Here is a 14,126-nt window from a genome sequence, read left to right as displayed (position 1 = left end):
GACTGACCGTCCCAACTGCCGCTCAGCGTGCCCCCGGTCGACCCGTCGGCCCCGGCCCCCGGCCGGCGCACGACGACCAGCTCGACGGTGTCGGTGGCGATGAGCGTGCGGTCCTCGTCGACCACCCGTCGCACCGCGCCGACGGCCGGTACCTGGGCGGCGGCGGCGGTGGCGTCGACGACGACCGTCACCGTCGGTTCACGCACCTCGCGCCGGCCGTCGACCTCGAAGTACTGCTCCGCCTGACCGCTGCCGGTGAGGATCGCGTGGGCGAGCGCGGCCGCGTAGACCGGGTCGACGCAGCCGTCGTACACCCAGCGCTTGCCGAGCACCGAATGCTCGGTGGTGCCGACCAGCCAGCCGTCCGCACCGTCGAGGGGCGCGGCGCGGTAGGTGAGCGGAACATGGTGGACCGGGCCGTCGGCGGCGCCGACCAGCATCGTCTCGATGCCGACCTCGCCGTCCGGGTCGTCGAAGCGGTAGGCGCCCCGGCTGACCACCTCGACTCCGGTCGGTCCGGCGTACCACTGTCGGGTGGGCAGCCAGGCCGTCAGCAGGTCCAGTTTCGTGGGGTGCAGGGTCGCCCTGTGCAGCAATGCCATGACGGCAGCCTAGTCAGAGGCCCGCGCAGGGCTGTCCGCCGATCGTGCAGCTCTCCGGCTCCCGGGCGTTCGGCCGGCTGTCGCGGACGTCGAAGCTGATCGTCTGGGATCCCCCGGCCGCCACGGCGGCTCCGGTGAAGGTGATCACCCGTCGGTCCTGTCGCCAGTTCGCGCCCTCGACGTCGTCGACAGTGGTGCCTTCGGCGAGGGTGACCACCACTGCCCAGTCCGTCACCGGTGCGCCGCCGGGGTTGCCGACCACGATCTCTCCGGTGTAGCCGAACAGTCGGTCGGATTCGGTCTCGTAGCGGGCCGTGACGGGCGCCGGTGGCGGAGGTGGCGCCGCCGACGTGGGCGTCAGCGAGGGCTTCGCCGACGGGGTCCGGCTCGGCCGGGTGGTCGCCGATGCGGTGGCCCGGGAGGGGCGCGCCGAGGGGGTCGCCGTGGAGACGACCGTCGCCCTGCCGGCCGTCGCGGTCGGCGACGCGGACGCGGTCGCGGTCGCTGCTGGCGCGGCGACCGGCTTCGAGTCGCGCGGCAACGTCACCCATGCCGCCGTCCCCGCCAGCAGCACGGCCCCGGCGACCACGGCGACCACCGTGCGACGTCGACGGGGGTTGCGGCCGGCCCTGCCGCGTACGCCGATCAGCGGCAGTTCCGCGGTCATCCCACCGTCGGCCCGGCTCAGGTCGACCTGCTGGAAGGCGAGCCAGTCGAGAATGGCCGGCAGTCGTACCGTCAGCGCCTGCCGGAGCTGTTGCTCGCGTGGCTTCTGCTGCTCGACCGACCACCCGCCGTGCGTGGTGACCTCCCGCACCTCCAGCCGGCAGCCCTGAGTCGTGGCCGTGACGTCACAGGTCACCTCGCTGAGCCGACCGGCCTCGTCGCAGGCCAGCACGAGCAGGTCCGGCTCCTGCCGCTCGGTGACCTCGACCTCGACGTCGGCCTGGAAGCCGGGCAGGCCGGCGGTGCGCAGCAGCACCCGGTCCGGTACGCCCTCGACCATCTCGGCCTCGGCGAACCACCGGCCGAGCAACTCCCGATCGGTCAGGGCGCGCCAGACCCGCTCAGCCGGGTGGGACAGCTCAACCTGCGCACCGATCTCGATCACGGCGAGACTCTAACGGGTTGCCCGCCCGGCCTGTCCCGCCCGCCCGAGCCGGTTGCCGACGGCCTGGTCAGCCCCAGCGGCTGGACCGCTCGACCACTGTGGCCAGCGCGACCCGGGCGTCCGCGCTCACCTCGGCGACCACCTGCGCCGCCGGCACGTCCCGGGCCAGCGGGTGCGCCTGCCCGGCCCACAGGTTGGCCACCGATGCGTCCGCGTCGCGCCGGGCGGCGGCGAGCAGGGGCCGCGTCAGGTGCAGCACCTGGGGGTAACCACGCGGTGCCTCCGCGTCGTGCTCGCGCAGGAAGTCGTTGGCCACGCCACGGGCCCGCTTACCGGTGTACGCCCGGGTCAACGCGGTCGGTGCGGCACCGGCCACCGCCGCCCGGTGCATCGGCGAACTGCCCGCCTCCGGGCAGCGCAGGAAGGCCGTGCCGAGTTGCGCGGCGGCAGCGCCGGCGGCCAGCACGGCGGCCACCGAGGGGCCGTCGACGAGGCCACCCGCAGCCACCAACGGCCGGTCGCAGCGGGCGGCGGTCAGCCGGAGCAGCGGCAGCAACCCGTAGTCGTCGTCGTCCGGCAGACCACCGCGATGCCCACCGGCCTCGGTGCCCTGCACCACCACCGCGTCCGCACCCAGGTCGGCGGCGGCGGTCGCGGCGTCCGGGCGGGTGACGGTGGCCCACACCTCGGTGCCCCGCTCGCGCAGGGCGGTGACCGCCGCCCGATCGGGCAACCCGAACACGAAGGACACGACCGGGACCGGGTCCGCGAGCAGCGCGGCCAGCTTCTCCGGGTACGCGTCGTCGCCGCCCACCGGCTCGCCCAGGCTCACGCCGCGTTGCGCGGCCTGCGGGGCGAGCCGTTCGGCGTACGCCCGGACGGCGGCCTCGTCGACGCCGCCGGGATCGGGCAGGAAGAGGTTCACACCGAACGGCCGATCGGTACGCGAGCGGACCTCGGCGACGTCGGCGAGCAGCCGGCCGGTGTCGATCATCCCGGCGGCGAGGAAGCCCAGCCCACCCGCGGCGGACACGGCGGCCACCAGCGCGGGCGTGGACGGGCCACCAGCCATCGGGGCGGCGATGATCGGGTGGCGCAACGTGGACAGGACGGACATCCCCCCATCCTGCCGCAGCGCCGGCCCGCTCAGCGGCGCGCGGTGTGTCTCCACCACAGCACGCCGGCGAACCCGAGCAGGACCAGCAGTGTCCCCGCGCCGAGGGCCAGCGGCCAGGCCCGCCCACCCCCTGCGCCGGCCGCTCCGGCAGCCGGACGGACCGCCGTGGGCGACACCGGGTCGACGGACTCCGTGGAGGGCGCGGCGGTGACAGTGGTGGCCGTGGCCGGGTAGCGCAGGATCGTCGAGCGGGTGCCGGCTGGCTGACCGGCGGACTCGGAGACGGTCAGCAACGACCGGCCGTCGCGACTGTAGGTGATCGACTCGCCCTGGGGCTCGTCCGGCAACGGCGTGATCCGCGGGGTGCCGGTGGTCAACGCGCGGACCACGTCGCCGTCGGGGACGTCGTACTCGAAGGCGTCGGCGTAGCTGCGCAGCACCACCCGCCGTCCGTCCGGCGCGCTGGCCGCGCCGGTGATCACGCCGCGCCCCAGGAACGAGAACGGGTTGCTGGTCGTGGTCGAGGGCACTGTCACCTGACCGAGCGCGGTCAGCGGCGTCGTCGCGTCCGGCCGCAACGCGGTGGCAGGCGCGTAGAGGAAGACAGTGCCACTGCCGCCCTTGGTGACGATCAGCGGCCGACCGGAGGCGTCGAGCAGCAGCGCCTCGGCGTCGTGCGGACGGTCCGGGTAGGTCATCCGGTGCAGCACCGGCTGCTTCGCGCCCGGTGCCAGCCGCCACACGCCGACCGTCGGCCGGGAGCGGTCGTTGTCACCGATGTCGGCCACCCAGACGGTGCCGTCCCGGCCGATGGCCAGGTCCTCGGTGTCGCGGGGCCGGGACGGGAAGGAGACGGTGCGCACCACGGCGCAGCGCTGGTCGAGGTAGAAGATCCGGCGGCGGGCCTCGTCGTCGGCCCCGTCGTTGATCACCACGTACCCGTCGTCGGTGGCTACCATCCCGGAGATCTCGCGCAGCCGGTCGTCGCGCACCTGGCAGACCGGCGTCCCCGCTGCCGCGCCCGCCGTGGCAGCGCCCGGCACCAGCACCACGGCCGGCGGCAGCACGCCCGCGAGCAACACGGTCACCACCGCCCCCGCACGAGCACGCCGCCCCCAGGTCAACCGTCCACGTACCCGCATCGCCCACCCTCCTCGTCGCGGCCGTGACCGGCCACCCGCCCATCCTGGCCGATCCCGGCCACGGTCGGTGGTGATCGGGGGGACGCGCCGGGACCCCTGGTCGATGTACTGTCGCTCCGCCTGATCTTCACGCCGGGGGTGGACATGTCCGTGAGCGACACCGCGCCGGCCACCCGGTTCGCACTGCGGCTGCTGCGCCGCCTCGGCCGGCCAGCCAGCGGCGCCGCCGTCGCCTGGGTGCCGCTCGCCGCTGTCGTCTGCGGCCTCTTCACCGGCGCCCTGGCCAGCCGGGCCGCCTGGGAGACCTCCCGACCGCAACCCGACCGGGCCGAGGCCGCCGCCATCCTCACCGAGGTCTTTCCCGGCCACGACCTCGGCGAGATCGACACCCCGCCGGCGCTCTTCGTCGTCTACGGGCACGCGCTGCGCCTGTCGACGGTCACGACCCTGGTGCTCGGTGACGGCGGCGAGTACCAGGAGAGCGCCACCGGCGCCGGCGCCCTCGGCGCGCCACCGGCGCCCGCCGAGCGGATCGTCACGGTGGCCCGGGAGCGCCTGACCGGTGCCGGCTGGCGGGTGTACGACCCACAGGTCTCCGACCGCGTGACCTGCGCGGACAAGATGTGCGCCACCCCGCGGGCGGTCATCGACACCGCGCTGACCGCCCGACGTGGCGACACCATCTTGAACGCCTCGATCTCCTCGCAGACAGCCGTCGACGCCAACTACCTCTCGGTCGAGCTGCACCGCGCGCCGCCACCCCTGGTGGTCCCCGCCGGGGTGCTGGGCGCGGTGGCCGGTTGGCTGGTCTTCGGCTGGGTCAGCCGACGCACCGAGGGACGCCGCAGCCGCGGCACTGTGAACGGTCTGATGGGTGTGGCCACGGTGCTGTGGTGGCTGCCGCTGCCGCTGAGCGTCCCGTCCCTGCTGTCGCACCACCTCGGCGAACCGCACCCGGCCTGGCACCCGTACTGGGAGTGGCTGGGCCAGCCGGCCGCGTCGCTGCTCTTCCTGGTCGGCGCGGTGTGCGTGCTGCTGGCGCTGGGGCTGGCCGCCGGTACCCGCCGGGCCGGCACGCCGGCCCGCTGACCGTCACGGCCGGTGTCACCTGCCTGCGCGACCTGGGGTCACCCGCCACGGTACGGACGCCGACCGCCGGCCACTGCCGGCGCGCATGACGCGATACCCCTCTCAAGATCCGCGCAACCACCGGGATGGTGCTGCTTCCGCCGCTGCGGAGGCAGCACTGTCCCGGAAACTGCCGAGATCTCGACTGGCGTGCCGGCCTGACTGGGGCGCTGGCGGGTAGGCAGCGGCCCGGCGGCATGTCGACACCCGCCGGGTGGGAGGCTCCGATGAGCACGTACCGGGATGATCAGGGCGAAACGTTTCCTCCTCCGGAGGCGGATGCCCAGGAGCAACGACAGGACGCGTTCGACGTCGGGCCGCCGGACCGGGTGTCGGGTGACGTCGACCCCGAAGCGTCCGAGGCGGACCTGGCCGAGCAGGGCGCCCTCCCGGCGGGCACGCTGGAGGAGGTCACCTCGCTGCCTGCCGACGCCAACCCGGCGGACGCCCTCGAACAGCTCCAGGAGATTCCCGTCCGCGACGAGGGCCGTCGGACGTGACGCGTCAGGTCAGGCTTCGATCCCCTGGCGCTCAGCGGGTCCGGATCCCGTTCAGTACGACATCGAGGTAGTGGCGACCGGCGGCCTACTCACCCGGCGACGACCTGCCAGAGCAGGAAGGCGTTGAGCGCGACCACCAGCACGGCCACCAGGGACGCCGCGGCGGTGGTGAGCGGATGGTTGACCAGGTTGCCCATCAGGTCGCGTCGGCGGGTGAAGGCGACCACCGGGATCAGTGCGAACGGGATGCCGAAGCTGAGGATGACCTGGGACAGCACGAGCGCCCGGGTCGGGTCGAGGCCGATGGCGAGCACGGCCAACGCGGGCAGCAGGGTGACCAGCCGACGCAGCAGCAGCGGTACCCGCCGCCGCAGGAAGCCCTGCATGATCACCTCTCCGGCGTAGGTGCCGACGCTCGTGGAGGCGAGCCCCGAGACCAGCAGTGCGACGGCGAAGCCGAACGCGGCGGCGGTCCCGATGGTCTGGCCGAGCCCGGCGTGCACCCCTTCCAGGCTCTCCGCGCCACCCGGGCCGCCACCACGGAAGCTCGCCGCGGCGATCAGCAGCATGGCGAGGTTGACCGCGCCGGCGGCGCTCAGGGCGAGCAGCACGTCGGTGCGCTGGCCGCGGAACAGGATCCGACGCTCGCCGTCGTCGGCGGCAGGGATGCGATCGCGGGTGAGCGCGGAGTGCACGTAGATGACGTGCGGCATGACTGTCGCGCCGAGGATGCCGGCGGCCAGCAGCACGCTGTCGGTGCCCTGTAGGCGCGGCACCATGCCGGCCATGGCCGAGCCGGGATCGGAGCCGGAGGCGAGCAGGTTGGCGGCGAAGGCCAGCACGATCACGCCGAGCAGGACGGCGATGGCGATCTCGAAGGCGCGGTACCCGCGTGAGCGCAACGCCAGCACCGCGAAGGCGGCAGTGCCGATGATGATCCCGCCGGGCAGCAGGGGAATGCCGAAGAGCAGGTACAGGGCGACCGCGCCACCGATCACCTCGGCCAGGTCGGTGGCCATGGCCACCAACTCGGCCTGCACCCACATCACCCGGTTCAGCGGTCGGGGCAGGCGTTCCCGGCACAGCTCGGGCAGGCTGCGCCCGGTGGCCAGCCCGAGCTTCGCGGTGAGCGTCTGCACCAGCATCGCCATCAGGTTCGCCACCACCACGACCCAGACCAGCAGGTAGCCGTAGCGGGCCCCGGCGGCGGAGTTGGTGGCGAAGTTGCCGGGGTCGACGTACGCGACGGCGGCGACGAACGCCGGGCCGAGCAGGATCAACCGCCCGCGTACGCGGCCCCGGGCGCGAGCGGCCTGTAGTGGAGTCGCCCTCGACGTCGTCAGTTCGTTGGTGACCATCGAACACCTCCCGTCCACGCGGATCGCTGCCGGTCCCTTCCCCCCGTGCTGACCCTCGGGTGCCAACCGGTGGCCTGCCGGTGCCACCTGGGTCGGCCCGCCTGGCAGGACTCGATGCGCCCGCCGGCACGCAACGCGGCGCGCCGGGCGAGACGCGCCGCGCCCGAACAGAACGTGCCCCTTCGGGCTTGACAGCCGGTGGGCCACCGATGAAGCTGTCTATTAGTCCTACTGTCGTAGGACAACAGGAAGGATCATCGGGAGTGATCGAGTTCGTACTGGACAGCCGGTCGAAGGTGAACACCTACATGCAGCTCGTGCAGCAGGTGAAACAGGCGCTCCGGGTTGGCCTGCTGACGCCGGGCGACCAGTTGCCGAAGGTCCGGGACGTCGCGCAATCCCTGGCGATCAACCCGAACACGGTGCTGAAGGCGTACCGGGAGTTGGAGATCGAGGGTCTGGTCGGCGGCCGACCCGGGGTGGGCACGTTCGTCCAGCGCACGCTGGCCAGCGCGTCCCTGCCCAACCAGGCCGAGCTGCGCGACGACCTGGTCGCGTGGCTGCACCGGGCGCAGGCGGCCGGCCTCACGGCGGAGGACGTCATCGCCCTGGTGGAGACGACTCTGCGCGCCACCCTCGCCGACGACGCCCCACAGAAGGAGCCTGCGTGAGCGAGCAGGGCGAACGAAGCATCAGGCACCACGAGCGCTCGCGCGACCGCGAAGCGGTGGCGTGAACGGAACGAGAGGACAAGGAATGGACATGGTCTTGGAGGCAGACCGGCTCGGCAAGCGGTACGGCAGCACCTGGGCGTTGCGGGACTGCTCGCTGCATCTGCCGGCCGGCCGGATCGCCGCGCTGGTCGGGCCGAACGGCGCGGGTAAGAGCACGCTGCTGCACCTGGCCGTCGGGCTGCTCAAGCCCGATGCCGGTGCGGTCCGGGTGTTCGGCCGATCCCCGTACGGCGACACCGAGGGCCTGGCCGACATCGGCTTCGTCGCCCAGGACACCCCGCTGTACCGGGACTTCACGGCGGCCGAGTTGGTCATCGCCGGCGGCAAGCTGAACAAGCGGTGGGACGCGGCGTTGGCCCGTCAGCGACTGGCGCAGCTCGGCATCCCGCCGGACAAGCCGGTCGGCAAGCTCTCCGGCGGTCAACGGGCCCAGGTCGCGCTGGCTCTGGCGCTGGCGAAGCAGCCCCGACTGCTGCTGCTCGACGAGCCGGTCGCCAGCCTCGACCCGCTGGCGCGACGGGAGTTCCTCCAGTCGCTGATGGGCAGCGTCGCGGAGTCGGGCACCACCGTCCTGCTCTCCTCGCACCTGCTGGCCGACCTGGAACGGGTCTGTGACTACCTGATCGTGCTGAACGCCTCCCAGGTGCAGCTCACCGGCGCGGTCGACGACCTGGTCGCCGAGCACCGGCAGCTCGTCGGGCCACGACACGACGGCGGCGTCATCGGGGGCGTCGCCGCAGTGATCCGGGCCAGCCACACCGACCGGCAGTCCACTCTGCTGGTCCGCGCCAACGGGCCGGTCACCGATCCGGCCTGGACGGTCCGCGAGGTGAGCCTGGAGGACGTCGTGCTGGCATACCTGGCCGACGGCACCACGAAGACCAGTCACAGCGAGTGGGGGGTAGCAGCATGATCTGGTTGACCTGGCGGCAACACCGCAAGCAGGCGTTCTACACGCTGCTGGCGCTCGCCGCGCTCGCCGCCCTGCTGGTACCGATCGGCATCGCGATGCGGCACACCTTCGCCGACCTCGGACTGACCGACTGTGCCAGCCAACTCGCCCGCGCCGACGTGGCGCAGGCGACCCGGGAGACCTGCGACGCGGGGTTCCACCGCTTCAGCAACAAGTACGGCAGCCTGAACCTGGTGGCCGTACTGCTGATCACCCTGCCGGCGCTTGTCGGCCTGTTCTGGGGTGCCCCGCTCGTCGCCCGCGAGGTGGAGCAGGGCACGCACCGGTTCGTCTGGACCCAGGGCGTCGGTCGGACCCGCTGGGCCGTGGTGAAGTTCGGGCTGGTGGGCACGGCGGTCGTGCTCCTCGCGGCGGTCTACGGGCTGGGCATGTCGTGGTGGGTCGACCCGCTCACGCAGGCGGCGTTCGAGGGTCGGTTCGGCGTGATCGTCTTCGACCTTCAGGGCGTCGCTCCGATCGGCTACACCCTCTTCGCCGTCGCGCTCGGCGTCTTCGTCGGCACCATCTGGAAGCGGATGCTGCCCGCCATGGGCATCACCCTCGCCGGGTACATCGGGGTACGAGCGGCTGTGGCGATCCTGGCCCGACCGCACTACCAGCCGGCCCGCACCCAGACCTTCCCCATCGAGGGGGAAGGGCCGCCGGAGATCAGCCGGGGGGACTGGGTCCTTGCCCAGGGCATCCGTAACCCCGACGGAGAGTTGATCTCGGACGGCCGGATCCAGTGCCCGCCGGCCGGGAAGGGGCCGGACGGTCGGGTCTGCGGTGCCGAGTTGGGCCTCGAACCGGGCGCGTACAACTGGCAGCTCTACCAACCGGCGGACCGGTTCTGGCTGTTCCAGGGCATCGAGACCGGCATCTTCGTCGCTCTGGCCTTCCTGCTGCTCTACCTCGCCATTCGCCGGGTGCGCCGGACCGCGTAGCTCGACGACGGGTGATCGCCGGGGCCACGGGGCTCGGCGATCACCCGTCAGGGCAGACCCTCGACGGTGAGCGACAGCCAGGACGCCAGGTCGCGCACCTCCTCGTGCACGGCCCGGGTCACCTCCGGGGCGAACGGCACGTCCTCGTGGATGGCGTGCACGGTGAACATGCCGCGCCGCCGCTCGGCAGTGGCGTCCACCTTTCCGACCAGCCGGTCGCCGTGCAGGATCGGCAGCGCGAAGTAGCCCCACCGTCGACTCGCCCTGGGCTTGTACATCTCCAGCACGTACTCGTACTCGAAGAGGTCGGCCAGGCGGACCCGATCGTGCACCAGCCGGTCGAACGGTGACAACAATGCCGTACGCCCGGTGAAGGGTTGCCCGAGCGCGGCCGGATCCACCCGCCACTCCCCCACGACGCCCTCGATCACCGCCGGCTCCCCCGCGTCACCGACCTCGGCGGGCTCTCCGGGAACGATGACCGCCTTCCGCCGGGCGATGCCCAGAGCCCGCAGCCGCCGCTCGTTGCGAAGCCGGCGCGCCTGCTCCAGCTCGATGACGGGCACCCCGGACGGATAGACCCGCTCCGCGACGTCCCAGAGCCGCTGCCGCCCCTGGCGGCCCGCGATCGCGACCTCGCCGCGCAGGACCAGGAACTCCAGCATCTGGGTGATGTTGCGGTTGTTCGTCCAACCGGAGGACGGCCAGGGCACGACGCAGGTGTCCGGGATGTCACGGGAGAGCAGTGGGCCACGGCGGCCGAGCAGGTCGAGCACGTCGCGCCGGAACGAGTCGTTGGCGCGCAGCCACTCGCGGTGGCGCTCATGACCGGGCGAGGCCGCCATCTCGGCGAGGAAGAGCCCCAGGTCGTCCATCGGTCGCACCATCGCGTGGTGCTCGAAGAGCGTCCGGTCCCGTTCGAGGGCCTCGCGCAGGTGCGCCGGCTGGTACGACGAGCCGAGCCGGCTCCAGCAGACGAGGTCGGCGCTGGGCGCGACAGCGGCGGTCGGGTCGATCTGCACCAGCGTCAACTGGCGGACCACGGTCAGCAGGTCGGTCGGACGCGGAGCGGCCAGCAGCTGGGCCCGGATGGCGATCCGCCGCGCCTGGGCCCGATCGAGTCGGTGCACATCCACGCCGGTGAGCCTAACGACGACCACCGACACCGATCGGGCCCAGAGAGTCGAACCCCGCGTCCGTTCGGGCTCAGCCGGCCAGCCGTCGGTACCGGGCCACCGAGAGCGGCAGGAAGACCGCGACCAGGACGAGCGGCCAGAGCACCGCCAGCACCGGGTAGTGCTGCGCCGCCCAGGAGTCGCCGCCCCAACCGGGGTTGCCGAACAGCTCACGGGTGGCACCGACGGTCGCCGACAGCGGGTTCCACGCGGCCACCGCACCGAGCCAGGCGGGCATTGTGGACGGTGCGACGAACGCGTTGGAGAGGAAGCCGAGCGGAAACTCCAGGGTCTGCACGGCCACCACGGCCGTCTGCCCGCGGGTGACCAACCCGAGGAAGATGCCGACCCAGATCAGGGCGAAGCGCAGCAGCAGGATCAACCCCACCGCCGCCAGCGTGGCACCGACCCCACCGTGTGCCCGCCACCCGATCGCGAGACCGGTCAGCAGCAGGACCCCGAGGGTGACCAGCGCGAACAGCATGTCGGCCACGGCCCGGGCCGCCAGCGGCGCCAGCGGTGAGACGGGCATTGACCGGAGCCGGTCGGTCACCCCGCGCTCCAGGTCCTCGGCAACGGCGATCGTGGTGAGACTGATGCCGAAGACCATGGTCATCACGAACATGCCCGGCATCAGGAACTCTCGGTAGCTCCCACCGCCGGGCACCTGCAACGCGCCACCGAACAGGTAGGCGAACATCAGCACGATCAGGATGTTGAAGCCGAGCGAGGCGACCAGCGGGCCGGGATCGCGTCGCCACCGGGCCAGGGCGCGCCAGATCAGCGTGCCGCTGTCGGCCAGGAGGGTGGGCCGGCCGGGCGTCAGATCCACCGGCCGGGCCGGCATGCTCACCGCGCTCATGCCGCCACCTCCGCTGTCGCCGCCCGGTGGCCGGTGAGGTGCAGGAACACGTCGTCCAGGGTTGGGCGGCGCAGCGCGACGTCCGCCACCGGGACGTTCACGGCGTCGAGTGACCGCAACACGTCGACGAGCGCACCGGCCTGGTGGCCGACCCGGACGCTCACCATCCGTCGGTCCACGTCGACAGTCGGTTCGTCGTCGGCCGCCCGGCGTATCTGGGCGACGGCGGCGGGAAGGTCGGTCGGCGCCGCGACGACCACCTCGATGCGATCGCCGCCGAGCCGGGTCTTGAGGTCGTCCGGAGTTCCCTCGGCGATCACCCGGCCGGCCTCGACCACCGAGATCCGGTCAGCGAGTTGGTCGGCCTCGTCCAGTTGCTGGGTGGTCAGCAGCACTGTGGTGCCGGCACGCACCAACTCCCGGACCGACTCCCACACCTCGTTGCGGCCACGCGGGTCCAGCCCGGTGGTGGGCTCGTCGAGGAAGAGGACCGCGGGGGCCAGGATCATGCCGGCCGCCAGGTCGAGCCGTCGGCGCATGCCGCCGGAGTACGTGCTGACCGGCTGCTCGGCGGCGTCGGCGAGACCGAAGCGTTCCAGCAGCTCGACCGCCCGTTGGCGGGCCCGGCGGCGGCCCAGGTGGAACAGCCGGCCGAAGAGCACCAGATTCTGCCGGCCGCTCAGCGCCTCGTCGAGCGCGGGATGCTGTCCTACCAGCCCGATGCGGTAGCGCACCTGATCGGCCTGGTTGGTCACGTCGAAGCCGGCCACCTCGGCACGACCCTCGTCGAGTCGGAGCAGGGTGGTGAGGATCCGTACCGAGGTGGTCTTGCCGGCCCCGTTCGGGCCGAGCAGGCCGCACACGGTTCCCCGCGGCACCCGCAGGTCGAACCCGTCCAGCGCGTACCGGTCCCGATACCGCTTGCGCAGCCCGTGCGCCACTATCGCGTCGGCTCCTGTCATCAGAGCGCTCCCCTCCTGAAACCGTGTCCCCGTTACCGTACAACGTACGATAGCGCGTACGGGAACGCCCATGAAGGCCCGATCGAATGGGGGGGCAGAACGGTGCCGGCGGAGAGCGTCGCGGCAGCCGTTGGATCACACGCCGGTGGGAAGTCGCGGCTACTCGGGGTCGGCGGTCCCGACCTGGCCCACGACACCGACGTTCAACGGATCGGCCAGGAGTTTGTCGAACGCCAACTCGGCGGCGCCGATCAGAACGGCGTCGCGGCCGAGCGCCGCCGCGCGCAACCGCAGGTGCTCGCGGGAGGCGGGCAGTGGCATGGTGTCGAGCCGGTCCCGGACCACGTTCGCACCGGCGGTGAAGATGTCGCGCAGCGAGCCACCGAACACCACGGCGTCCGGGTTGACCACGTTGACCAGGTTCGCCACGCCGAAACCGAGCCAGTCCGCCACCTGCTCGACCGCCGCGCGAGCGGTCGGGTCGCCGGCAGCCGCGGCGCGCAGGACCTCGGCCACCGCCGCGCGGTCGCTCGGATCACGGCCGGCGTGCCGCAACAGCGCGGCTTCGGAGATCTCGGTTTCCCAGCAGCCGCGTGAACCGCAGCCGCACGGCAGGCCGTTGGGGTTGACGACCATGTGGCCGACCTTGCCGCTGTGGCCCCGGTGGCCGATCACCAGTCGGCCGCCGACGATGATGCCGGCGCTGATGCCCAGGTCTCCGTGCAGGTAGATGACGTCGTCGATGCCGACCGCGACGCCCCTGGCGTGCTCGGCCAGGCCGGCGATGTCCGCCAGGTCCCCGGCGACGAAACCAGGCCCGGTGCTGAACTCCGCCTCCAGCGCGACGCCGAGCGTTTCGTCGATGCTGGCGATCCGGAGCCTGCCGTCCGGGTCGCGGGTGGTGTCGGTGACCGCCGCGGCGCCGCCGACCAGCAGGCCGTCGCCGGCCACCGAGCGTTCCATGTCACGGACCAGGTCGCCGAGGGGTCCGACGGCGTCGATCGCCGACATGCCGCTGGGGCGAGGGATCTCCCGCAGATCGAGGATCTGCCCGCCCAGGCCGACCCGGGCGGCACGCAGCCGGTCCGCGTCGATGCTCAACGCGTGTGCGTAGACCCGGTCGGAGCGAGGGCTGACCACGAGTGAGGGTCGGCCGGCGCGGCGGGTGGTGGCCGGCACCTCCTCGGTGACCAGGCCGCTGGTGACCAGGTCGGCCGCGAGGGCGCCGATGGTGCTTCGGTTGAGGCCGAGCCGGCTGGTCAGCTCGGCGCGGGACGTCGGTCCGTGCAGGTGGACGTAGCGCAGCACAGCGCCGAGGTTCTGCCGCCGGATCTCCTCCTGGCTGGCGCCGGGGAGCGCCGGCAGCGGGGTTTCCGCGTTGCGGCCGACGCCGGCTGGCCTGGCCCGTACTGGTGTCGCCACGGTCAGACCTCCTTCCGGGTCGAGGCCGGTTGGTGCGGGGGTGCAGGGACGACGATGGGTCCCCGTAGAAGAGACCCCCGACCCAACGGCGTTGCTACCAAACCAGCGGTGAATACA

14 protein-coding genes are annotated in these 14,126 nt (G+C 72.7%); 5 read left to right on the top strand and 9 right to left on the bottom strand.

Annotation, left to right across the window (positions count from 1 at the left end; genetic code table 11):
- The 4 genes from AB0B48_RS26635 to AB0B48_RS26620 all read right to left on the bottom strand — a co-directional run.
- A partial coding sequence (locus AB0B48_RS26635; RefSeq protein WP_357206293.1) for a hypothetical protein occupies positions 1-602 on the bottom strand: 602 nt, incomplete at its 3' end.
- A gap of 13 nt (positions 603-615) precedes the next feature.
- Positions 616-1,713, bottom strand: a complete 1,098-nt coding sequence (locus tag AB0B48_RS26630) for an SRPBCC domain-containing protein (RefSeq protein WP_357206291.1) — start codon at positions 1,711-1,713, stop codon at positions 616-618.
- Positions 1,714-1,780: 67 nt separating this feature from the next.
- Complete coding sequence (locus tag AB0B48_RS26625) at positions 1,781-2,830, bottom strand: nitronate monooxygenase (protein WP_357206289.1); 1,050 nt, start codon at positions 2,828-2,830, stop codon at positions 1,781-1,783.
- A gap of 29 nt (positions 2,831-2,859) precedes the next feature.
- Positions 2,860-3,972 carry a hypothetical protein gene (locus tag AB0B48_RS26620; protein WP_357206287.1) on the bottom strand — a complete coding sequence of 371 codons (1,113 nt, stop codon included), beginning with the start codon at positions 3,970-3,972 and terminating at the stop codon, positions 2,860-2,862.
- Positions 3,973-4,122: 150 nt separating this feature from the next.
- Here AB0B48_RS26620 and AB0B48_RS26615 point away from each other — a divergent pair, with 150 nt between their 5' ends.
- A complete protein-coding gene (locus tag AB0B48_RS26615; RefSeq protein ID WP_357206285.1) occupies positions 4,123-5,061 on the top strand; it encodes a hypothetical protein in 939 nt (312 codons plus the stop codon).
- Positions 5,062-5,327: 266 nt separating this feature from the next.
- The gene (locus AB0B48_RS26610; protein WP_357206283.1) at positions 5,328-5,600 is read left to right on the top strand and encodes a hypothetical protein; all 273 of its coding nucleotides are present in this window, start codon (positions 5,328-5,330) and stop codon (positions 5,598-5,600) included.
- An 89-nt stretch (positions 5,601-5,689) separates the two neighbouring features.
- Here the strand turns inward: AB0B48_RS26610 and AB0B48_RS26605 are convergent, their stop codons facing one another.
- Positions 5,690-6,958 (bottom strand): Nramp family divalent metal transporter, encoded by a 1,269-nt coding sequence (locus tag AB0B48_RS26605; protein ID WP_357206281.1) that lies wholly within the window; start codon positions 6,956-6,958, stop codon positions 5,690-5,692.
- 263 nt (positions 6,959-7,221) lie between these two features.
- On the opposite strand from AB0B48_RS26605, the gene AB0B48_RS26600 reads away from it, so the two are divergent.
- From AB0B48_RS26600 to AB0B48_RS26590, 3 genes are all read left to right on the top strand, one after another.
- A complete protein-coding gene (locus tag AB0B48_RS26600; RefSeq protein WP_112678633.1) occupies positions 7,222-7,629 on the top strand; it encodes a GntR family transcriptional regulator in 408 nt (135 codons plus the stop codon).
- Positions 7,630-7,714: 85 nt separating this feature from the next.
- A complete protein-coding gene (locus AB0B48_RS26595) occupies positions 7,715-8,605 on the top strand; it encodes an ABC transporter ATP-binding protein (RefSeq protein ID WP_357206278.1) in 891 nt (296 codons plus the stop codon).
- Entirely contained in the window at positions 8,602-9,588 is a 987-nt protein-coding gene (locus AB0B48_RS26590) for a transporter (protein ID WP_357206276.1), read from the top strand. The genes AB0B48_RS26595 and AB0B48_RS26590 overlap by 4 nt, the downstream gene beginning before the upstream one ends.
- A 47-nt stretch (positions 9,589-9,635) precedes the next feature.
- Here AB0B48_RS26590 and AB0B48_RS26585 read toward each other — a convergent pair whose 3' ends face one another.
- The 4 genes from AB0B48_RS26585 to AB0B48_RS26570 all read right to left on the bottom strand — a co-directional run bounded on the left by AB0B48_RS26585 (position 9,636) and on the right by AB0B48_RS26570 (position 13,952).
- Entirely contained in the window at positions 9,636-10,724 is a 1,089-nt protein-coding gene (locus AB0B48_RS26585) for a crosslink repair DNA glycosylase YcaQ family protein (RefSeq protein ID WP_357206274.1), read from the bottom strand.
- A 70-nt stretch (positions 10,725-10,794) separates the two neighbouring features.
- Positions 10,795-11,625, bottom strand: coding sequence for an ABC transporter permease (locus AB0B48_RS26580; protein WP_355006842.1), 831 nt, complete (start codon positions 11,623-11,625; stop codon positions 10,795-10,797).
- Positions 11,622-12,587, bottom strand: a complete 966-nt coding sequence (locus tag AB0B48_RS26575) for an ATP-binding cassette domain-containing protein (RefSeq protein ID WP_357206271.1) — start codon at positions 12,585-12,587, stop codon at positions 11,622-11,624. Before AB0B48_RS26575 ends, AB0B48_RS26580 begins: the two co-directional genes overlap by 4 nt.
- A 159-nt stretch (positions 12,588-12,746) precedes the next feature.
- Complete coding sequence (locus AB0B48_RS26570) at positions 12,747-13,952, bottom strand: ROK family transcriptional regulator (RefSeq protein ID WP_357206295.1); 1,206 nt, start codon at positions 13,950-13,952, stop codon at positions 12,747-12,749.
- Positions 13,953-14,126: the final 174 nt, after the last annotated feature.

The organism is Micromonospora sp. NPDC049089, assembly GCF_040648775.1.
GTDB lineage: Bacteria > Actinomycetota > Actinomycetes > Mycobacteriales > Micromonosporaceae > Micromonospora.
The sequence above is the reverse complement of the archived record's forward strand: the minus strand, read 5'-3'. Positions and strand labels throughout refer to the sequence as shown.

What these genes read in the sequence shown, in the direction of transcription:
- AB0B48_RS26625 (WP_357206289.1), bottom strand. Translation starts at nt 2,830, where the DNA reads ATGTCCGTCCTGTCCACGTTGCGCCACCCGATCATCGCCGCCCCGATG.
- AB0B48_RS26620 (WP_357206287.1), bottom strand. Translation starts at nt 3,972, where the DNA reads ATGCGGGTACGTGGACGGTTGACCTGGGGGCGGCGTGCTCGTGCGGGG.
- AB0B48_RS26610 (WP_357206283.1), top strand. Translation starts at nt 5,328, where the DNA reads ATGAGCACGTACCGGGATGATCAGGGCGAAACGTTTCCTCCTCCGGAG.
- AB0B48_RS26605 (WP_357206281.1), bottom strand. Translation starts at nt 6,958, where the DNA reads ATGGTCACCAACGAACTGACGACGTCGAGGGCGACTCCACTACAGGCC.
- AB0B48_RS26595 (WP_357206278.1), top strand. Translation starts at nt 7,715, where the DNA reads ATGGACATGGTCTTGGAGGCAGACCGGCTCGGCAAGCGGTACGGCAGC.
- AB0B48_RS26590 (WP_357206276.1), top strand. Translation starts at nt 8,602, where the DNA reads ATGATCTGGTTGACCTGGCGGCAACACCGCAAGCAGGCGTTCTACACG.
- AB0B48_RS26580 (WP_355006842.1), bottom strand. Translation starts at nt 11,625, where the DNA reads ATGAGCGCGGTGAGCATGCCGGCCCGGCCGGTGGATCTGACGCCCGGC.
- AB0B48_RS26575 (WP_357206271.1), bottom strand. Translation starts at nt 12,587, where the DNA reads ATGACAGGAGCCGACGCGATAGTGGCGCACGGGCTGCGCAAGCGGTAT.